Source organism: Alloactinosynnema sp. L-07, assembly GCF_900070365.1.
Lineage (GTDB): Bacteria > Actinomycetota > Actinomycetes > Mycobacteriales > Pseudonocardiaceae > Actinokineospora.
In genome coordinates this window covers 6,224,076-6,243,552 of sequence record NZ_LN850107.1, presented here as the reverse complement: position 1 = coordinate 6,243,552, position 19,477 = coordinate 6,224,076, and the positions used below count along the sequence as shown (strand labels likewise).

23 protein-coding genes are annotated in these 19,477 nt (G+C 68.3%); 13 read left to right on the top strand and 10 right to left on the bottom strand.

What is annotated here, in order from left to right; genetic code table 11:
* Positions 1 to 54: 54 nt before the first annotated feature.
* Genes BN1701_RS28515 through BN1701_RS28510 form a run of 3 tightly spaced genes read left to right on the top strand, consistent with a single transcriptional unit; the run spans position 55 to position 1,683 of the window.
* Positions 55 to 510 carry a DUF4442 domain-containing protein gene (locus tag BN1701_RS28515; RefSeq protein WP_054053897.1) on the top strand — a complete coding sequence of 152 codons (456 nt, stop codon included), beginning with the start codon at positions 55 to 57 and terminating at the stop codon, positions 508 to 510.
* Between the two features lie 55 nt (positions 511 to 565).
* A complete protein-coding gene (locus BN1701_RS36095; RefSeq protein ID WP_157368270.1) occupies positions 566 to 730 on the top strand; it encodes a hypothetical protein in 165 nt (54 codons plus the stop codon).
* The gene (locus BN1701_RS28510; protein ID WP_054053895.1) at positions 727 to 1,683 is read left to right on the top strand and encodes a hypothetical protein; all 957 of its coding nucleotides are present in this window, start codon (positions 727 to 729) and stop codon (positions 1,681 to 1,683) included. The genes BN1701_RS36095 and BN1701_RS28510 overlap by 4 nt, the downstream gene beginning before the upstream one ends.
* Here BN1701_RS28510 and BN1701_RS28505 read toward each other — a convergent pair.
* A complete protein-coding gene (locus BN1701_RS28505; RefSeq protein ID WP_054053893.1) occupies positions 1,680 to 2,678 on the bottom strand; it encodes a LysR family transcriptional regulator in 999 nt (332 codons plus the stop codon). The genes BN1701_RS28510 and BN1701_RS28505 overlap by 4 nt on opposite strands.
* Positions 2,679 to 2,839: 161 nt before the next feature.
* Here BN1701_RS28505 and BN1701_RS28500 point away from each other — a divergent pair, with 161 nt between their 5' ends.
* Complete coding sequence (locus BN1701_RS28500) at positions 2,840 to 3,796, top strand: TIGR03617 family F420-dependent LLM class oxidoreductase (RefSeq protein ID WP_054053891.1); 957 nt, start codon at positions 2,840 to 2,842, stop codon at positions 3,794 to 3,796.
* On the opposite strand, the gene BN1701_RS37630 is transcribed toward BN1701_RS28500, so the two are convergent.
* The gene (locus tag BN1701_RS37630; protein WP_231949742.1) at positions 3,789 to 4,658 is read right to left on the bottom strand and encodes a hypothetical protein; all 870 of its coding nucleotides are present in this window, start codon (positions 4,656 to 4,658) and stop codon (positions 3,789 to 3,791) included. The two genes, BN1701_RS28500 and BN1701_RS37630, sit on opposite strands and share 8 nt — an antisense overlap.
* A gap of 146 nt (positions 4,659 to 4,804) precedes the next feature.
* Between BN1701_RS37630 and BN1701_RS28480 the strand changes: the two genes are divergently transcribed.
* Both BN1701_RS28480 and BN1701_RS28475 read left to right on the top strand, forming a co-directional pair.
* A complete protein-coding gene (locus tag BN1701_RS28480; RefSeq protein ID WP_231949741.1) occupies positions 4,805 to 5,641 on the top strand; it encodes an AzlD domain-containing protein in 837 nt (278 codons plus the stop codon).
* Positions 5,638 to 7,368 (top strand): serine/threonine-protein kinase, encoded by a 1,731-nt coding sequence (locus BN1701_RS28475; protein ID WP_054053884.1) that lies wholly within the window; start codon positions 5,638 to 5,640, stop codon positions 7,366 to 7,368. Before BN1701_RS28480 ends, BN1701_RS28475 begins: the two co-directional genes overlap by 4 nt.
* Here BN1701_RS28475 and BN1701_RS28470 read toward each other — a convergent pair.
* Entirely contained in the window at positions 7,365 to 8,000 is a 636-nt protein-coding gene (locus BN1701_RS28470; RefSeq protein ID WP_054053882.1) for an MSMEG_1061 family FMN-dependent PPOX-type flavoprotein, read from the bottom strand. The genes BN1701_RS28475 and BN1701_RS28470 overlap by 4 nt on opposite strands.
* Positions 8,001 to 8,035: 35 nt before the next feature.
* On the opposite strand from BN1701_RS28470, the gene BN1701_RS28465 reads away from it, so the two are divergent.
* Positions 8,036 to 8,851, top strand: coding sequence for an oxygenase MpaB family protein (locus BN1701_RS28465; RefSeq protein ID WP_054053880.1), 816 nt, complete (start codon positions 8,036 to 8,038; stop codon positions 8,849 to 8,851).
* Here the strand turns inward: BN1701_RS28465 and BN1701_RS34785 are convergent.
* A complete protein-coding gene (locus BN1701_RS34785) occupies positions 8,821 to 9,630 on the bottom strand; it encodes a hypothetical protein (RefSeq protein ID WP_054053878.1) in 810 nt (269 codons plus the stop codon). The genes BN1701_RS28465 and BN1701_RS34785 overlap by 31 nt on opposite strands.
* 295 nt (positions 9,631 to 9,925) lie before the next feature.
* The gene (locus BN1701_RS28455) at positions 9,926 to 11,095 is read right to left on the bottom strand and encodes a hypothetical protein (RefSeq protein ID WP_054056203.1); all 1,170 of its coding nucleotides are present in this window, start codon (positions 11,093 to 11,095) and stop codon (positions 9,926 to 9,928) included.
* An 899-nt stretch (positions 11,096 to 11,994) separates the two neighbouring features.
* Between BN1701_RS28455 and BN1701_RS28445 the strand changes: the two genes are divergently transcribed.
* The 5 genes from BN1701_RS28445 to BN1701_RS28430 all read left to right on the top strand — a co-directional run bounded on the left by BN1701_RS28445 (position 11,995) and on the right by BN1701_RS28430 (position 14,733).
* Positions 11,995 to 12,393, top strand: coding sequence for a hypothetical protein (locus BN1701_RS28445; protein WP_157368269.1), 399 nt, complete (start codon positions 11,995 to 11,997; stop codon positions 12,391 to 12,393).
* Between the two features lie 132 nt (positions 12,394 to 12,525).
* Entirely contained in the window at positions 12,526 to 12,762 is a 237-nt protein-coding gene (locus BN1701_RS28440; protein ID WP_157368268.1) for a hypothetical protein, read from the top strand.
* 362 nt (positions 12,763 to 13,124) lie between these two features.
* Positions 13,125 to 13,397: a helix-turn-helix domain-containing protein gene (locus tag BN1701_RS34780; RefSeq protein ID WP_082860111.1), complete on the top strand. Its 273-nt coding sequence runs from the start codon at positions 13,125 to 13,127 to the stop codon at positions 13,395 to 13,397.
* 78 nt (positions 13,398 to 13,475) lie between these two features.
* A complete protein-coding gene (locus BN1701_RS28435; protein WP_054056202.1) occupies positions 13,476 to 13,889 on the top strand; it encodes an NUDIX hydrolase in 414 nt (137 codons plus the stop codon).
* A 217-nt stretch (positions 13,890 to 14,106) separates the two neighbouring features.
* A complete protein-coding gene (locus BN1701_RS28430; RefSeq protein ID WP_054053869.1) occupies positions 14,107 to 14,733 on the top strand; it encodes a hypothetical protein in 627 nt (208 codons plus the stop codon).
* Between the two features lie 189 nt (positions 14,734 to 14,922).
* On the opposite strand, the gene BN1701_RS28425 is transcribed toward BN1701_RS28430, so the two are convergent.
* From BN1701_RS28425 to BN1701_RS34775, 5 genes are all read right to left on the bottom strand, one after another.
* On the bottom strand, positions 14,923 to 16,917 hold the full coding sequence (locus BN1701_RS28425) for a cell division protein FtsK (protein WP_231949938.1): 1,995 nt from the start codon (positions 16,915 to 16,917) through the stop codon (positions 14,923 to 14,925).
* A 155-nt stretch (positions 16,918 to 17,072) separates the two neighbouring features.
* Entirely contained in the window at positions 17,073 to 17,936 is an 864-nt protein-coding gene (locus BN1701_RS28420) for a hypothetical protein (protein ID WP_231949740.1), read from the bottom strand.
* Positions 17,933 to 18,274, bottom strand: a complete 342-nt coding sequence (locus BN1701_RS28415; RefSeq protein WP_054053867.1) for a hypothetical protein — start codon at positions 18,272 to 18,274, stop codon at positions 17,933 to 17,935. The genes BN1701_RS28420 and BN1701_RS28415 overlap by 4 nt, the downstream gene beginning before the upstream one ends.
* The gene (locus tag BN1701_RS28410) at positions 18,274 to 18,636 is read right to left on the bottom strand and encodes a WhiB family transcriptional regulator (protein WP_369800637.1); all 363 of its coding nucleotides are present in this window, start codon (positions 18,634 to 18,636) and stop codon (positions 18,274 to 18,276) included. The genes BN1701_RS28415 and BN1701_RS28410 overlap by 1 nt, the downstream gene beginning before the upstream one ends.
* Positions 18,633 to 18,902: a helix-turn-helix domain-containing protein gene (locus tag BN1701_RS34775; RefSeq protein ID WP_082860110.1), complete on the bottom strand. Its 270-nt coding sequence runs from the start codon at positions 18,900 to 18,902 to the stop codon at positions 18,633 to 18,635. Before BN1701_RS34775 ends, BN1701_RS28410 begins: the two co-directional genes overlap by 4 nt.
* Positions 18,903 to 19,084: 182 nt before the next feature.
* Between BN1701_RS34775 and BN1701_RS28405 the strand changes: the two genes are divergently transcribed.
* Positions 19,085 to 19,450, top strand: a complete 366-nt coding sequence (locus BN1701_RS28405; RefSeq protein ID WP_054053865.1) for a helix-turn-helix domain-containing protein — start codon at positions 19,085 to 19,087, stop codon at positions 19,448 to 19,450.
* Positions 19,451 to 19,477 lie beyond the last annotated feature (27 nt).

Below are 19,477 nucleotides of genomic sequence, written 5' to 3'. Positions count from 1 at the left end.
GGCCGATCCTATCGCCCCTGGCGAGAGAAGTTACTGACGAGTAATATGCGGCTTATGAGCGAGGACTACGGCTGGGTCGCCGACACGATGAAGAAGACCGTCCCCTGGGTCGCCACGATGGGCATCGAGTTCCCGGAGGTCGCCGCCGAGCGCGTCGTCGCCGCCCTGCCCGACGACGACCGCCTGCACAACCACATCGGCGGTCCGCACGCCGCGCAGATCTTCGGCCTGGCCGAGACCGCGTCCGGCGCGGTCGGCATCGCCTCGTTCGCGGAGCTGCTCGGCCGGGCGACGCCGCTGGTGGTGAGCAGCGAGATCCGCTACCGCAAGGTGTCGGCGGGCCCGCTGACCGCCGAGGCCACGCTCAGCAGGCCCGCGGCCGACGTGATCGCCGAACTCGACGCCGGTGCGCGGCCCGAGTTCGCCGTGGAGGTCGCCGTCCGTAACGCCGAGGGCGTGACCACCGCCGAGGTCACCGTGCTCTGGACGCTCAAGCCGCACAAGAAGTAGGCAACCTCCCGGGTGATCACCCGTCCTACGAGGTGATCACCTGGGGAGGAAACGCATGGAGACAACACGCAAGGTCGTCAACGTGGTGTGCATCGTATTGACGGTCTTGATCGTTCTCGGCATCGCCGTCTTCGTGGTGGCAGGCGGCGCCGAGTTGCTCAACCAGGTCGACCGTGTGGACGGACTGGGCAGCATGATGTCGCCCGCCAACTGCGCGTGAGCCGGGACCTGCGCGGACTTTGGCTCGGCGGGACCCTCGGGCTCACCGTCGGCGCGTTCGCGCTGGCCATGGCGCTGGCGCCGGACGCGGGCCAGGCGCCCGGTCCCGCGCTGCGGTGGCTGATCTTCATCGGTTCCTCGACCCACGTCGGCGCGACCGCGTGGTTCTACACCGACCGCGAGGTACGCGGACACATGTCGACCAGGCCTGGCCGGTACTTCATCGCGCCAGTCGCCTTGGTCCTCGGGACCGCGCTCGTGGTGAGCGTGCTGCCGCTGGAGCGGCTCACGGTGCCGCTGATGCTCTTCTTCGCCTGGCAGTTCTTCCACTTCCAGAAACAGAACCTCGGCATGGCCGCGCTGGCCGCCTCAGCTCACGGCGCCGGGCCGCTGCGCCAGGTCGAACGCGCCGCGATCACGGCGGCCGGGGTCGCGGGCATCGTCGGCATCCTCGCGCACCCGGCACTGCTGGCGTTGCCCGAGGTGATCGACCTGCGGGTGCTGTTCCCGGTCGCGGGCGCGGCGTTCGTCGGCGCGGCGGTGATCGGACTCGTCGCGGTGGCCCGCCGGGAGAGCCGACCGTGGCAGTTCCTCGCGGTCTACGCGGCGGCGGTGCTGTTCTTCCTGCCGGTCTTCGTCTTCAGCTCGCCGTTCCTCGCCCTGACCGGCCTGATCCTGGCCCACGGCTACCAATACCTGGTCATCGTCGCCCTTGTCGCACGCGCCAGGCTGGTCAGCCTGGCCATGCTCCTCAACGTCGCCCTGCTCGTCGGCGTGCTGCTGCACATCGCGGCCAGCTACCGCGGAGCGACCTTCCCCGGCAGCCTGATCTTCGGCGCCTACCTCGGGCTCACCATGGCCCACTTCGTCATCGACGCGGGCCTCTGGCGGCTGCGCGACGAGTTCCCGCGCGCGTTCCTCGGCGAGCGGCTCCCATTTCTGTTGCGCCGCTAAATGGGCCTGCTCGGCCGGGGTAGCGCGAGCGCGGCGTCGAGGTCGGCGTGGGCCTCCGGGTGGTGCTCCCACCACTTCGCGTAGGTCGGGTTGCGGTCGACGATGAAGCGATACGCGTGTGCCACGCAGGCGAAGAGCTCCTGCCTGCGCGCGGCGAACATTCCGTCGAGCCGGATCACCAAGACGATCGGCGCCGACAGCTCCGACCCGCGCAGGGGCCGGATGACGAACCCGGGGCCGCCCAGCGACGCGGGCTGGGCCAGGCACACCGCGCCCGCCGCGGCCAGCGCCATGGCCGCGCGCCCCTCGGTGACGTGGTGGGTGATGCGCGGGGTGAAGCCCATGGCCTCGCAGATCGCGCGGAACCGCAGCCGCATCGGGTCCTGGTCGGGCGGCGGCGCCACCCAGTCGAAGTCGGCCAGGTCGGCGAGGTCGACCTCGTCCTGCTCGGCCAGCGGATTGTTCTCGCTGAGCGCGACGAACTGCGGCTCGTCGACGATCGTGCGCACCTCGACCTCGCTGAGCTGCCGGTTCTCCATGCCCTCGAACCGTTCGAACACCGCGAGGTCGGCCTGCTTGGCCGCGACCAGGTCGAGCAGCACCGGGGCCGACGAGTCGATCTCGGTGCGCAGCTCGGCCCGGAACCACGCCCGCAGCTCGCCGATCATGGCGCCGATGAACAGCATCGGCGTGGCGGCGACGACCAGCGGCACCTCACCCGGCTGACGTACGTGATTGCGCGCGGTCGCGAGCAGCGCGGTCATGTCCTCCAGCACGACCCGGGCGGACCGGATCACGCTGCGGCCCAGCTCGGTCGGCACGCTGCCGTTGGGCGATCGGCGGAACAGCTCGCCGCCGATCAGCCGCTCGATGGAGCGCAGCTGGGCGGTCAGCGCGGGCTGGGTCACGCCGAGCCGGATGGCCGCGCGCGAAACGCTGCCCTCGTCGGCGATGGAGCAGATCGCGCGAAGGTGGCGGATCTCAAGTTCGGCCATAAGGACAATTGATACCCGGATCGGATGAGAGTCGGCTACTGGTCTGGGTCATTCTTCGGACACAACTTCATCCCTGCTGCTCGATCCCTCCGCCCCAGGCCCAGCCGGCCGCACCCGGCTCGGCCTGGGGCGGAGGGCGTTTCATTGGGTACCTTCGGCTGGTGAAGGTCGACTCCGGCGGGTACGCCGAGACCGTGTCCGAGGCCGCCGACGCGATCGCCGACGCCGAGCGCGCGGGCTTCGACGGCGCGTGGGTCGCCGAGACCAAACTCGATCCGTTCCTGGCCATGGCCGTGGCCGCCGACCGCACCGAGCGGATCGAGCTGATCACCGCCATCGCCGTGGCGTTCGCCCGCAACCCGATGACGGTGGCGACGCAGGCCAACGACGTGCAGCGGCTCAGCGCAGGCCGGTTCCGGCTCGGCCTCGGCTCACAGATCGAGCCGCACATCACCAAGCGGTTCAGCATGCCGTGGTCGAGCCCGGCCGCGCGGATGCGGGAGTTCGTGCTGGCGGTCCGGGCGATCTGGCGGGCCTGGGAGACCGGCGACCGCCTCGCCTTCCGCGGCGAGTTCTACAAGCACACGCTGATGACGCCGTTCTTCGACCCGGGCCCCAACCCGCACGGCAACCCCAAGATCTACGTCGCCGCCGTCGGACCCCGGATGACCGAGGTGGCCGGGGAGGTGGCCGACGGGCTGCTCTGCCACAGCTTCATTACCGAGCGCTACCTGCGGGAAGTGGCCCTGCCCGCGGTGGAGCGCGGCCGGGCGAAGGCGGGCAAGGACCTGGCGGGCTTCGACCTCAGCGTCCCGCCGTTCGTCGCGACGACGCCCGCCGAACTCGCCGACGTCAAGGAGAAGATCTCCTTCTACGGCTCGACCCCGGCCTACCGGGCCGTGCTCGACCTGCACGGCTGGGGCGACCTGCAGGACGAGCTGCACGCGCTGTCCCGCCGCGGCAAGTGGGCCGAGATGCCCGCCTTGATCAGCGCCGATGTCCTGGCCGCGTTCGCCGTCGTCGGCTCGGCTGAGGAGGTGGCCGCCGAGGTCCGCCGCCGGTTCGGCGACATCGCTCAGCGGCTCACCCTGCCCGAGGCGGCCTTCCGGGCTATGTGAACCGGATCAGCGCGGCGCCGGCCAACACGAAGAAGACGAGGACGACGAGCGTGCTCGAACTCCCGCCGGTGGAGCTGGTGACCAGCTGGTCGACGGTGCCGGTCAGCAGGATGCCGCAGTCCGCGGCGACCAGGTGCCGACCCGGCTCGATCTTGCTGAACTGGATCTTGGTGCGGAACTGGCCCTGGCTGTCGGCGGTGGTCGAGCCGACCCGCTGCCCGCCGGAGACCAGCTCGACGGAGCTGCCGGGGGTGCAGCCCTTGCCGGTCGCCTCCACGGAGTCGCCGGGCTGGATCGCGTCCCGGTCGAACACGAGGTCACGCTTGGGCTCAGGCACATCGGTGATCGGCGGAGCGGTGTCGGTCGGCGGGGTGTCCGTGGTCGACGGCGGGGTGCCGTCGGTGGTCGTGGTGACCCCGGGCGGGGTAGTCGTGGTCGTGGGTGGACGGCGAGTCGTCGTGGTGGTGACCGGCGGCCGGGTGGTGGTCGTGGTGACGACCGGCGGCCGGGTCGTCGTCGTGGTGACGACCGGCGGCGGCGTGGTCGTCGTGGTCGGCGGGGCCGGGATCCGGAAGGTCTCCGTACCGAACGTCGTCTTGCCCGAGCACGAGAACGCCACGGTGTAGCTGCCCGGCTTGGCGGTGCTCGGCACCGTCGCCGTCGCGGACCCGGAGATGGCGACCGCCGCACCGATCTGTGTCGTCCCCGCCCACAAGATCCGCACGTCACGGCAGGGCGCGTTCGACCAAAACGCGGTGAACGTACTGCCCGCCGGGCCGGTGTTCGGCTTGATCCCGACGCTCGGCGCGGGCTGGGACGTCGTCTGCGCGGATGCCTGAGTGACCGGCAGGAGTCCGAGCATCACGAAGACCGCCGCAACGACGATGCTTACAACGCGTCTAACTGTGCGCACGGTTACTTCCCTCGTCCGATGGAACGCTCTTGCCAGTCATCGACTCGCTGTAGCATTCCGCCTCAATCGGGCCCAGCTCAACTAGGGGTTGTCCCATGGGACGTCTTATCGCCGCCGCGGTTGCCCTCGTGACGGCAGCGCTCCTCCTCGGCGCGTCACCTGCTGTCGCGCAGGACGGTGACGACCCGCTCAGAGTCACGGTCACCCTCGACGGTCGGGACATCACCGGCCGTACCGTCGAGCTTGATCCGGCCAAGACCGCCGAGTTGACCATCACCGCGACCAACCCCGGGTCCAAGGCCCAGAAGGTCCGCCTGGTCCGCGTCTCCGGCGTCGCGCTGGCGCTGACGTTCTTCGCCTACGACACCACCCTGCCCTTCGAGGTGCCCGCGCGCGGGCGCACCAGCCGGACGTTCCCGCTTGACGTCCGCGACCTCAAAGGCCAGGCGATCGGCCTGCTGCCCACGTCCGTCACGCTGCTCGACGAGGAGCGCAACGTCCTGGGCGGCGTGGAGACGGTGGCCGACGTCAAGGGCTCGTTCTGGTCGGTCTACGGCGTGTTCGGCCTGGCCATGCTCGTGCTGACCGCGCTGACCTGGGCCACCGCCCTGGTCGCGCTGGCCAGGCACCGCCTGTCCCCCAACCGGTTCCGCCGCGCGCTGCGCTTCCTGCCCGCCGGGATCGGCACCGGGCTGGTCGCGGTCGTGACGCTGTCGGTGCTGCGCCTGGTGCCGCCCGAGGTCGAGGTCGAGATCCCGATCGTGCTCGGCGCGGCCGCGATCGCCATGGTCCTGGGCTTCCTGACCCCGCACCCGGTCCCCGACGCCGCTCCCGCCGAGCAGCAGGTGGGCGACAACACCACGATGGACCTGAACACGATGTTCGTCGACCCTGGCAAGACCCCCGACACCACCAAGAGGTGGCCTGAATGACCGCGCCCGCCGGGCTGGCCTCCGCGCTCCCGCAGTACGCCATCGGCAACAAGATCGGTTCCGGTGGGATGGGCGTGGTGTACGAGGGCGTGCACCGCTCCCTGGGCAGGCAGGTGGCGATCAAGCAGCTCCCGGCCGACCTGATCGGCGACCCGGACGTCAACGCCCGGTTCGACCGGGAGGCGCGGGTGCTGGCCAGCCTGGACCACCCGCACATCGTCCCGGTCTACGACTATGTCCAAACCGGACACGACAACCTGCTGGTGATGGAGAAGCTCGACGGCGGCACGGTCTACAGCCGCTTCCACGGCGCGGGCCTGACCGGTGAGCAGTCGTGCGCGATCACCCTGGCCATGCTGGGCGGCCTGCACGCAGCGCACGCGGCCGGGGTGCTGCACCTCGACGTCAAGCCGAAGAACCTGCTGTTCACGTCGGCGGGCGTGGTCAAGGTGGCCGACTTCGGCATCGCCCAGGTGGTCAGCGAGGGCGCCACGATGGTCACGCACGCGGGCGAGGTGCTCGGCACCCCCGCGTACATCGCGCCCGAGCAGGCCATGGGCAACGCGCTGTCCCCCGCCGCCGACGTCTACGCGGCGGGCACGGTCCTCTACGAACTGCTCTGCGGCGAACTGCCATACGACCGCACGCGCGGCGCGGTCAGCATGATGCGCCAGCGCATCTTCAACGACCCGCAGCCGCTGCCCAGGGTGCCAGAGCCGCTGGCCACCGTGGTCATGCACAGCCTGGCCCGTGACCCGCTGCACCGCTACCGCGACGCCGAGGCGTTCGCCGTGGACCTCAGCGCCGCGGCGACGGCGGTGTTCGGCTCCGGCTGGCTGGAACGCTCGCAGGTCCCCGTGCACCTGGGCCCGCGGGTGATGGGCAGCATCACCCAGCAGCTGCACCGCCAGCCCGACGCGCCGACGATGATCACCCCGCCGGTGCGCGGCACGGTGCACGAGCCGACCCGCTCGATCGACCTGTCCGACCTGCGCGGCAGGCGCCTGCGCCCCGCCAGCGAGCTGATGGGCCGCGAGGGCCCGTCGCCGCTGTGGCCGGGGCTCGCGGGCGCGGTCGCCGTGATCGTCCTGGCGATCCTGCCGTTCCTCGCGCCCAAAACGATCGACCACCCCTCCCAGGGACTGAGCCTGAAGGTCGACGACCAGTCCACCCCAGGACAGGTGCGGCTCACTCTGAGCGAGGACTTCCCGATCACCGGGTCCGCGATCAACGGCGACCTCACCTTCGAGCTCGACGCGGCGGGCATCCCCTTGGGCGGCAGGCAGATCAAGCTCGCCGACATCAACAAGGCGGCCGACGGCTCCTTCGCGGCCAACGTCGACCCCGAGTCGTATCAGCGGTGGCTGGTCGGCGGTGCGGTCACCGGCTCGGTCCGAGCGGGCGACGACCCCGTCCAACGGTTCACCGTGGTGACCGAGCAGCGCCTGGCCAGCGTCATGGGCGCGGGCAGCCTGTTGCTCGGCCTCTTCGGCATCGCCTACCTGGAGTCGATCATGCGCACCCTGCGGCGCGGCCACCGTCGCCCGCTGGCCCCGGTGAGCGCCACGGTCCTGGGCGCGCTGACCGGCGGCAGCGTGTGGCTGCTGGTCTCGACCCTGACCGCCCGCGAACCAGTCGCCACCTACGGCGTCGCGTGCGCGGTGGCCGGCGCCGTCGGCGCGGCGCTACTGGTCCTGGCCACCGCGTGGTCGAAGCGGCGGGCCTAAGCGAGCCGGTACAGCAGGCTGTCGCGCTGGTCCTGCTCGATCTGCTCGACGCTGATCGACGGGTCGCCGATGTGCGCGTGGCTGACTTTCGCCGGATGCGGCTGCGCGTCGGAGGGCAACCAGGTCTCCGGCTTCCACACCCCAGACCGCACGAACGCCTTGGGGCAGTGCGCGTACACCTCGTCCGCCTCGACCACCAACGCCGACCGCGGCGCCTTGCCCACGTGAGTTACCCGCTCAAGTAGATCCTTACTCGCCGATACACACGCCCGACCGTTGACCCGCAGCGACTGACCACGCCCCGGAATGACGAAGATCAGCCCGATCCGCCCGGTCCGCACGACGTTGCGCAGGGTGTCGATCCGCCGGTTGCCGGTGGCGTCGGGAATCACGATCGTGCCGTCTTCCAGCACGGACACGAACCCAGCGGGCCCACCGCGCGGCGTGACGTCACAGCGTCCGTCGGCGTCGGCACTGGCCAGGAACACCAACGGCGAACACGCGATCAGCGCGCGAGCCATCTCATCGATCGACTGGATCTCCTTGCGCTGGGCGAGCGGCGCGGGCGGCTCATAGATCGCGCGGAGCTCTTCCTCGCTGGTAATGGCGTCGGCGAACAAGTCGTTGGTCACCTCCGCACGCTACCCAACCGTGGTACGAAGAGACCGTGGATCCTCTGGGCCCCCACTCCGTCACCTGGCGCGTCATGGCCGACGCCCGCACCTTCCTGTGCGGTGGCCGTGCCCTGCTCCTCCAGGTCGCCCACCCCGCCGTCGGCGCCGCTGTCCGGGATCACTCCACCTTCAAGACCGACCCCTGGCCCCGGCTTTGGGGCACCGTCAACTCCGCCCTGCGCCTGACCTACGGCGGCCCCCGAGCCGTCGACGAAGCCACCCGCCTCCGCGCCCTCCACCGCGACATCACCGGCGTCGACGCCTCCGGAAACCGCTACCACGCCCTGGATCCGGCCGCCTACTTCTGGGTCCACGCCACCCTGCTCGACTCGGCGATCACCGCCTGGCACCACTTCGCCACCCCGATCCCCCAGGCCGACCAGCACACGATGTACGAGGAGTGGCGCGCCCTGGGCCTCCTCTTAGGCATCCCCACCCGCGCGATGCCGGAGGACCTCCCCGCCTTCCGCACCTACATGGCGGAGATGACCACCCGACTCTCCGACAATCCCACCGTCCACGACGTACTCACCGCCATCGCGGGCGCGATCCCCCCGCCGATCCCCCACCTACCGCTCTGGCACCCGATAAGCGAACGACTGGGCAACCACCTGACAGCCCTCACACTGGGCACCCTGCCCCCAGACCTCCGCGACCGACTCGGCCTACCTTGGACCTCCATGGACGCCTTGGCCTTCGCCAGGACAGCGGACCGAATCCGCACCACCGTCTCGCGCCTACCCCGCTGGGCCCGCCAATACCCCGCCGCGACCTACGCCTATCGGACATTCCCCCGAGCCAGCCGATAACGCCCCCGGTCAATCCGCACAAGGTCGTCATAGGTAGTACCCGCGTTATCCGGCGCGTTCGCACACATGTGGGCAGTCACCATCGTGCGGATAGTCGACTCCGCGTACCCAGTCCCGCGCCTGATCATCTCCGCCACGATCTCGGCGGGGGTGAACGTCTCACCACCGGACCGGATCAACACCGCCCGCACCGCCGCCAAGATCTCCCGCCGAGCCCCGTCCCGGGTGCCCACCGCGTCCCCAGAAGCCGCGGTCTCGACAACAGATGGCCCCGATCCCAGCGGCGAGACCTCGTACACCACCAACCGAAGCGAATCGTCTACAGCAACGATCGCGACTTCCTCCACCTCCACCTCAAGCCCATAGCGCCGCGTGGAGTCCTCCATCCGGCGATGCAGCCTGGCGGTCTCGACGTGCACCAACAGCCGATCAGCGACACCGGGATACGCCGCCAGCACATAGAAGTCTTGAAGCGCCCCACCAAGCGCCAGCGTCCACGCCGCGTTCTTCTCGTTCGGCTCCCGCGGGTACTTGAACCCGATCAGAGCCGCGGGTCGGTCGACATCCACCACCACCAGATCGATCAGCGAGTCCGTGAGCCCCACATGCGGCCACTCGACCCGAAGCCGAGTCGGCTCGACCCCCGCGTCAACCAAAGCACGCACAGTCGCGAACCGAATCGTGTCCTCAGTGAGCACCCGCGCGAGTCCGCGCGAACGGTATCCCCGAATCTCGCTCGCCACGGCCTGCCACAGCGTGGTCTCCCGCCACACGCTCACGACCTATGTATCGAACGGGCGGCGGGACCCGTGTCCAAGTACACCCGATTGGGTAGATCAAACAACGAAAGAGGCCGGTTCGGATGATCCGAACCGGCCTCTGACCTGCGAGCCGCCTAAGGGAGTCGAACCCTTGACCTATTCATTACGAGTGTCCGCTTCATCGACTACATAGGTGTTTACCTGCGAAGATAGGCCGCATACCGGGGCTCAAAGTGGCTCCACAGGGCATGTCAGGCACTAGTTGGCTCCATACGTGGCTCCACGCGTGGGGCTGTGAAAAAAATCTTGAAACTCATGGCGTGGCGCTCGTCGGAACCGCCAACGCGAGCATCCTGCGGTGCTGTCGGACGGACCCGATTCCCGCCGCAAGGTCGCGGGCAGCGTCCGCGTGTGACCGCGCCGCGTCCCACTCGCCGCGCGCCGCGAACGCCGTAGCCAGGTCAACCCGCAGGCCCGTGGCCGCGCGGGTGAACGACGGGTCCAGACGCTCAAGAGCGTCCGTCAAAACCTCGACGGCTTCGGGTTCGCCCAGACGCGCGAGTGCGTGACCACGCCAACGCGCAAGATGCGTCGAATCAAGCACTACGTAGGGGCCGTGGTCGAAATCGGAGTCCGGCAACAAATGAGCCGCCCGGTCGAACGCCAACAAACTATCGGAGCGTCGCCCATTCGCGGCCAGCGCTTCACCCAATGCGGCAAACAGCCACGAGCGCAGCAAACCGGAAGTATTCGTGGCCTTCTCGCATAGATGCGCCAACAGGTGGACAGCGTCGGCACTCTTGCCGATTTCGAGCAGAACAAATGCCTGTTCCGCAGACGTGTGCAAGAGGAACGAGTCGTCCAGACACTCAGCCGCCGCCAGCTTTCCATTCTCGTAGTGGGTCCAAGACTCGGACGTGTTGCCCATATCGAGAGCCTGCCAACCCGCGAGCGTGAACAGCTCGGATTGCAATGCCGCGAGACCGCCCCGCACGGATGGCGATGTGCTGTAAGCCTGCAACCTGTGCAGCTGAGCCGCCTTGGTGGTGACCTCATCGTGCGCGACAACGGCACCAAGTTGCCGGTCAAGTTTGCGAATCAAGGTCAATTGCAAGCCCAGCAATTCGATCACTGAGTCATCGACCCGTCGGGCGGTGTCGAGCATTTGACGTAGCTCGAACGCTGAATCGTCATAGGACGACCGCACAACGGGAGGTCGAAGCAGCTCGTCAATTGACGTACCGAACATCCGCTCCAACAGTCTGGCCGTCGCCGGCCTGACCGCGCCCAGTGGACCACCATCGGGACGACGTCCGGCGACGAGCCGTTGCAGGTTGCGAACACTCAATGTGCCGACCTCGTGATTGTCGCGCCCGAAACGCTCTAGCGACTCGGCGAATTCCTCGAAGGTTTCGTTCCGCTCTCTGATTTTCTGCTCCAAGAGCGTCCGCGCGGGCTTGTGGTTCGTCGCTCGTTTCGGCATGTCACTTTCCTCCGCCCGCACCAGCCGTCGTGCTCATGTCGTCCGCAAGTCGTCCGCGCGTCCTACCTCTGCCGATGCGATGACGAAACGCTGATTTCAGTGTGCCATGTCACGGCCACAACCGGTGATCCGCGCCGCGCGACATCGGCGAACGTCAAAGGAGTTGGGATGGGCGGAACCTGGGTTCTGATCATCGTTGGCACAACGGCCGCGGTGACGATCTTGCTGACGGTGCGCGACGTCAGGCGCGGCGGGCGGGGGCGGTCATGATGACGATGACCCACACTCGTCCCCCGGTGATCTGGCTGACTTGCTTGGACGGGCACGACCACGCCGTACGGGATGAAGAGTTCAACACCTGTCAGTCAGGCGTGTACGAAGCAGTCTGCGGCGCGCGGGTGCTACCAAGATCCGCGCACGACGCTCCCCGGCCCGACTGCGCGGCGTGTGTCCGATTCGTACACGCATGGGCAAAGATGCGGTCGGCATCCTCCCGGATCTGTACGCCGAATCCGCGACGTCCGCATCGGCACAACCGCATCCCGCGTTGGTTGCGTTGGCTTCGTGGGGGCGCGCGATGACCGTAGTCAACAACGGAATCGTCCCGGTCCTCCTTGTCCGCTTGCGTCCAGGCGCAGGCATCAGGGAGACGCAACGCGTGGTCCACATGGTGCCCGTCCCGGAGACGGACGGCACGTTGCCGGACGTTCTGACGGCGTGGTGCGCCTTCGAGGTCGAACCTGGCGCGGCGGAGGTGCTGATGCAGTTCGCGGGCATGCCGTGCGAACGGTGTCTGGCGAATGCGCCTACGCCCGAAGGGCAACGCCTCAGGGTCTCCATGCGGGGTGGAGTCCTTGACGCCTCTTAGCGGGTTCATACCCTCCGAGGACTGGCAAGAAGTGGGCGTGCACTGGCACGCGTTCGTCGAGCGCCGCGAGAACGGCGCTCCGATGCGAGCTGGCTACCGACTGGACCGCCTGCGACGCGTGGCGGACACGGTGTTGTGGTCGCCGTGGTCGGTCGCAGAGTGGATGGACGCGCGGACGCGTAAGCACATCTTGCACGCGGAGGTGTGGTCGATCCAGGACCGCGAGTGGGTCTCGATCGGCGACGAAGACGACCTAGACGAGCTACGGCAACAGAACTTTCTGATCGCGTCCAAAGGGGACTCGATCTACTCCGACATCTACACCGATGCGAATGTCCATCACGACCTGTTTGTTGAGGCGGTTACCCGTGAGCAGTGCACCCACGACTGTGCCCCCGACCCTGCCAGCGACGACGGGACGGCCGCTTGACCCGCCGATGCCGGTTGCCGGGAGTTGCCCGCAGGGCGGCGATCATGTGGGGATTCCGGTGCAGGGCAAGAACTACAGCGTGTGCGTGAAGTGCGGCAACCCGTGCTGAGGAACGGGACCACGTTCGCACGGGTGGCGAAACGTTTGGACCGCGCGGCGTGGCTGTTGGGTGAACGGGTTCCGTCGTGGCTGTGGGTGGTCGTGCCCGCCGCGTGGATACTGGCGTTTCCGAGCATGCTCGGGGCGGCCGTGTTGGTGGCGTGGTTCGGGTTCGTGGTGACGGTGTCGCACGCCTTGACCGAACGGGAGTTGGTGGCCATGGCCGATCGCTGGGCGCACGCGGCCGAGTCCGGGGGTGAGGTGCGGTGATCGCGCTGGTGTGGAGTTGGTGGAGTCGGATACCGGGGACGCGGGCTCATCGGCAGCGGCAGTACCTCACCGCCCGACTTGACGCACTGGGCGGCTACCTGGCCACGTTCCATCCGGTCCCGCCCGAGGTGGTCGCACGGGCACTGGCGCGGACTCACCGACAAGAACCCTGAACGACAACTTCGGAGCATGACGGCCGTTCCGCCCACGTGTGCCGCGTGCTCCCTCATGGCCTGCCGTGTCTCGTATCCATTCCCCCCGGCAGGCTCGCACCTGTCTGTCAGGCCACGACGTCTGTCGTGGCCTGACAGACAGGGCTCAGACGTCAGCTATCGGAGTCACTGGAAGCGGACTACCTCGTCATGCCTGAGATCAATCACACCACCCGACCTACGTTTTTCACAGTCAAGGAAGCGGCCGCGATCCTTCGCGTCGGCGCCTCCACTCTCTATCGAGTCATCCGAGAAGGCGACTTCCCCGCAGTGCGTGTGCGATCTCGTTACATCGTGCCAGCGGCGGTTCTGGACCGGCTCCTGGCAGAAGTCGCCGATACGGGCGGTCTGGTCGACCCGAGCCGCATCGCAGCGGAACGACGGGCGGCCCGCGAAGTATCGAGACTTTCTGAACGCACGTGAACAACTGGTTGTTGAGCGCTGGGAGTGAGCGACCCAGGACACTTGATCGGGACCACGACTTCTTTTGGGAGGCACAGCGTGAGTGACCGCGCAGCCGAGATCGAACCCGCCATTGCGGCGGCCGTCATCACGCAAGGGAACAAGGTCCTGATGGTGCGGCGTCGTGTCCAAGAGGGAAGTCTGTCCTGGCAGTTTCCCGCCGGCGGCATTGAAGCTGGGGAGTCACCGGAGGACGCGGCTACGCGGGAAACACGGGAAGAGACGGGCTTGGAGGTACGTGCGATCAAGGTGCTCGGCGAACGCGTCCACCCCAATACCGGCCGCACGATGATCTATGTGGCGTGCGACGTCATCAGTGGAGATGCCACCGTGGTGGACGATGACGAACTTGACGCAATTGTTTGGGCATCGCTCGCGGATCTTTCCGAATACGTTCCGCACGGCCTGTTCAACCCAGTCCAAGAGCATCTAGCCGCTGTCTTGTCCACGTAGGACGTGGCAAGGAAAGCATGACCGACCATATTTCGTGACGCGATACGTGACATCCGCAGAGTCGGGTAGCGTCACGAAAAGAGTCACGAAAACGGGTGGGGGTGTGATGTCGGTCGAGTGTCCAGGGTGCGGGGAGCCGTTGCCGCCGCCGCGCACGCGCGGCCGGCCCGCCCTGTACCACGGTGCCGCGTGCAGGCAGCGCGCGCGACGTGCCCGGATGGCAACCGGTCCGGCCGCCGTCGCCGTGTTGGACGCGTTGCGTCGTGTCGATGAGGCCAGTACCGCCGCCCGTCGCGCAGTGTTGGCCGGTCACGACCCCGGTCCCGCGCTCGGCGAACTGGTCGCGGCCGTGGCGGCGATCACCCCCACCGCCCCTGCCGTGCCCAATCCCGACCCGTCCCCCGATGCCGGCCCGGCAGCGGACGCCGCGCGGATCGACTGTCCGCTGGCGCCGGGTGCACGAGGTCCGGTAGCGCCCGCGCGGCCGGTGGCCCCCCGGTCGCCGGTCGCGGTCGACCCGACCCCTGTTGTCACGGAATCCGTCACGGATGAGGCGCCGCTTCCCCGGTATGCGCGCCGAAGGGACGTGGTCGCCCCTGAGACGGTGCTGGTGTCCAAGAGTCCGAGGTTCGCCATCGACGGCACGTGGGTGATCACGGCGGGCGCGGCGGAGGACTCGGTGTTGGTGGGGTTCGTTCGTCAACGCGGGTTCGGCAGGCTGTGGGAGGCCCAGATCGCCGGGAGCGGATCGGCGTTGCGCGACGGCCCGTGGAAGACCCGCCGACAGGCGGTCAACAACCTGCTGATCATCGGGTCGCAGGTCCTCGGCTACAAGCTGCGCTGAGACAGAACACCGCCCCGGCCGGACCACATTCCAGGTGGCCCGACCGGGGCGGTTTCGTCGTGTTGTGACGGGTGCGCTGTCTTACCGTCTTACTGTCACTGGCACCTGTTTGCCCTGGTGGACACCGATTTCTTACTGTCTCGGCGGGCTGTGACAGTAAGACGGGTGTGTGACAGTACGGACCTGGGTTCACAACCCGTCCACTCCGCCGCCGTCGTCCTCGGCGACGCGGTCAGCGGCGGCCCGCAGGTCCGCCACGTGGTAGCCCCGCGCTTGGCGAACCCCGTCGTCGGTGTCGACGCGTTCCCGCGTGGACCGGCACCCCAACTCGCTCATCTGCCTGCCGAACCATGTGGCGTCCGCGCCCAACGCGTCGATCAGGTCCGCGCTGGTGACGAACGTACGGCCGTCGTCGTGATCATCCAGGTAGCCGATCACCGATCCGAGCGGTTCGGGCAACTCCGCTCCCTCATCCTCCGTTTCGTCGTCGTGGAGGAGCCGGGGTGCGCCGATAGCGGCCATCGCCAGATCCGCGCGTTCGATCACGGGTGGCGTGTCCTGTCCGGCCGCGTGCCCGGTCAAGGTCCCTTCCTGTTCGCGTAGCGCGCGCCCCTGCCGACAGATGACCCGCCAATCTTCGTTCGGCATGTAGTACGTCCGCACTGTCATGGCCAGCACGTCCGCCCCCGCGTCGGTCTCCCCATCGGGGCGGAGGATGCCGACACCCTTGTGCGACGGGAGCAGGCGGCTTGAGTCGTAGCCGCGTGTGTTCATCTGCTCGCCTAGGACGATGTTGCTGTCCCGCCAGTCCATGACGCGCAGGGCGAACCGCGAGCCGAGGACCGCGCGGAGCCCTGAGGGGATGGTCTTGGAGTCCGGGCGCTGTGTCGCCAGGACCAGGACGATCCCGGCAGCCGGTCCTTTCTTCGCCAACCAGGTCAACAGCTCCCCGACGTACTCGCCCGCAGGGAGGCGTTTCCCTTGCACCGCAACGGGTGTGCGTTCCTCCAACGGCACCTGAACCTCATCGATGACGATCGGCGTGATCGGCATGTCCAGGCTCACGTCACGCGCCATGGCAGGGGTGATCTTCGATTCCGGGCACACGGTGTCGTCCAGGTCGCGCATCCGCCGGTACCGGCCCTGGACCTCGCCGACCAGTTCGACCAGCCAGTCGATCAGGGCGAGGACGTGTGCGGGTTCGTCGCCGGACATGAACCGGTGCGCGACCAGACCGGCCGCGTCCCAGTCCTTCCCGGCCTTGAAATCGGCGACGTACAACCGGGTGTGCGGGTCCAAGATCAAGCCCGCGGCGGCCAACCGCGCCGCGAACGTCTTGCCCTGTCTAGGAATCGCACCCACCAATAGCGACGTCCACACCAGCGGCAGATCGATGCGGCGGTTGCGCGCGTCGCGGCCGAACGGCACCGGCCGCCACGCGTCCCACCGCGACACCCCCAACAGCGGAGTCCTCTGTGGTGCGGACGCGTACGGGTCGGCATCGGCGACCCACAGCGCGACCCGGCCCGCGTGGCCACCGTTGCCGCGTACCCGCTCGGTAATGAGCTGGACCTCATCGACCGCCAACGCGGAGGCCAACGCGTCGCGGTTCTTGACCACGTCGGCCGCCTTACGGGTCGCCGGGAGATCGACCGTGACGGCCCACCCGTCGCCCTGCCGGGACGCCCGTTCCACCAGGCGTAACGTTTCGTCCTTGCCGATCAGTTTCGCGTCGCGGAACGCGTCGACAAGGACTTGCGGGTCCATCGTCCACGTCAGACTCCGAGGACCGGCCAGCACCGGCTTACGACCGGGCGAGCCGTCTTTGCGCCTGCCGAGAACCGCGAGCGCCACCGACACCACCAGCCCGCCGTACCACCACACCTGGTCGCCATAGACCAGGTAGGTGATCAGCAGCCCGCACGCGACAGCGACCAGGACAGCGCCGGTGACCTTCCACCGGAACAGTGTGAGTTCCCGGATCTCGGTGAACTTGTCCGCCAACTTCTCCGACGCCACCGCCGCGTCCCGGTAGTCCCCGACCTTCACCCACGCCCGCCACCACCGCACCGCGACCACCAAGCCCCGGAACACCGCGCGGGCATACCGCCACGGCAGAACCACCAACCAACCGACCGCGTGCCGCGCGGCCTGCCGCAGATTGGTCCAGCCCTTCAGCGCCATCGGCACGCGCGGCGAGTACCGCCACCATCGCGCGAACCGGTCCCGCCACGACACCAACCATGGACGCTCCGACTCGTCGACCAACTCCCCTTCCAACACCGGGCCGACGTCCACCACGTCACGGGCCGTCGCGTTCACCAACTCCCAATCCGCGTTCACGGCCGCACCCCCTCGACCAGCTCGGCCGCGAGAGCGGCAGCCAACCGGGACGACAGCCCACGCGAACACGTGGTCACCTGGCGAACCCACGCCGGGGTGACCTCGACATCGGGCGACCACGCCGCGCGCGCATCCGCCAGGTAGTCCGCGAACAGCTTCCGACCGTTCACCGGAGCACCCCGCCGACCGCGCTTCACCACGCGATCGACAGGCTTGCTCGGCGACGTGTCGTGAACGGGTTCGGCGTTCACGCCCGCCGTGGTCGGCGCCTGGTCCTCGGCTTCCGCGAACGCTGCCGCCACGGCGGCTGTGAGCTTGTCCCGCAGGTCCGTCACAGCCTCAGCGGCCGTGAACACCACCAGCGGCGGCACCGAGTGCAGCACGACCCCGGACACCGACCCGGCCACCCACGACTCCCACGTGTTCATCACATAGGTGGCCGCGAGCGTGAACCACTTCGCCCGCCGCACCCACGCGCCCGTCGCAACTCGGTATCGGGCCGTCACTTGTTCAGCGCGCAGGATCGCGAGCAGCACGAGCGACACCATCGGATCGAGCAGCCACGCGGTCAACCAGGGCAGCGACCAGGCCACAGCAGAACCGGCCGCGAACCGCTGAACGTTGGTCATCGTGAACGCCAACCCGAGCACGATTCCCGCCCAGCACAACCGGTCCACCTGTGCGCGGATCTGCTCCACGCGCAGCGCGACCACATCCGGGTGTGTCTGATACGCCCGCACCTTGGCGGCCTGCCGTGCCTCTGCCGCCAACCTGTCCAACTGGGAGCCGCCAGCGGGGCGGGGCGACCGCACGGTGGCGGTCGCCCCTTCCCACGACGGCCCCGTGACTGGGGTGCTCATCGTTTCCCACCCCCGCGTCGCCCGTACCCGCCGCTGTCGCCAACGATCGTGACCGCCTTGACGACCGTGTACGCCGCGAACAGCGCGGGCAGCCCGAGGACGGCACCGACAAGCGTCACGTTGTGGAGCGCGTAGGTGATCACCACCCACTCAACCCCAACGATCAGCCCCGCCAGGACCAACACCCGACCAGCCAACGACACCGCACGCGCCCCGGCCCGCGCCGCGTCCGCCGCCACCCGCGCCTTGCGGGCACCCGACCGCCACAACAGCATCCCGATCACCAGGACACCCACACCCGCGACCAGCAACGTCGGGGGAATCGTGATCGGCTCCATCACCGATCACCCCCGTCCTGCTCGGCACGGGCACGACGGGCCAACCACACCGGGTAGACCGCGCGCCGGTCCTCCTCATTCAGCGCGCCCCACACCCCGAGCGTGAACTCACCGGCCGTCCGCAACTCCAGTTCCAAACACTCCCGACGCACCGGACAGCCCGCACAGATTCCCGCGGCCAACTCCCGATCCGACACCGCGTCACCCGTGAAGTCGGGCGCGGTGTCCTCGGCGAACAGCGCCATGCACGCGCCATCCCGAGTCACGATCTCCGACAGCACCTCATCAGGCACCGCCCCGTAGCGGTCCAGCTCGGCCGCCAACATCTCCCAGTACTCCTCCGGGTTCACGTAGTCGTTCACCACGCACCCCCGGACTGACGCTCAACCTCACGGGCCATCCGACGCTCAGCCGCCATACGGCCCGGATCAACCAAGCACCCGGACTCGGCAGCAGCAGACACCAACTGGTCCAGCACGGCGGCCGGAACCACGTATCGACGGTTCCGAACTCGAACAGCGGGGAACCCGCCTTCCCTGATCGCCCGGTAGAGAGTGGACGGATCTACGCGAAGAATCCGGGCCGCTTCGCGCACCGTGTAGAACGCCGGCGGACCGGCATTAGACATAGCGGTAGCCATGGAAGAATTTCCTAACGGGAATGAATCACGATTATTTCATCGCACTTTCCCGCTGATGTCAGCGACTCGGAAAGCGCGGCTGTTCCAATCGAGTGGCCGCGGGGCAACCCCGGCACCCGAATCAGGCGTGCACGCTAATCTCGGCGCTGAGGCGGAGCGCGGAGGAATACGTGGAAGAGGATTGGTCTGCGGTCGGCAAGGCCATTAAGTCGCGTAGTCGCGAACTTGGCTTGCGCCAACGGGAGCTTGCGGAGCGTTCGCAGGTTTCGCAGGCAATCATCCGCGAGATCGAGAACCACACCGTCGAACGGCGACGCAGTACGCGCACGCTGGAGGCGCTGTCCCTCGCCCTTGAATGGCACCCCGGCCACCTGGCCGCACTGCTCTACAGCCGCAAGCCACTCGCACCGGGCCAGACCGGCGACCCCACCGACACCATCCTGTCGCGCCTGGAGGCGATACAGGACCGCCTGGACGACATCAGCGACCGGCTTGACGACCTGGCGAGCGCCACACAGCGGCGAGACCAGAGGTAGCCGCACCATGGGCGGCGACACTCGGGT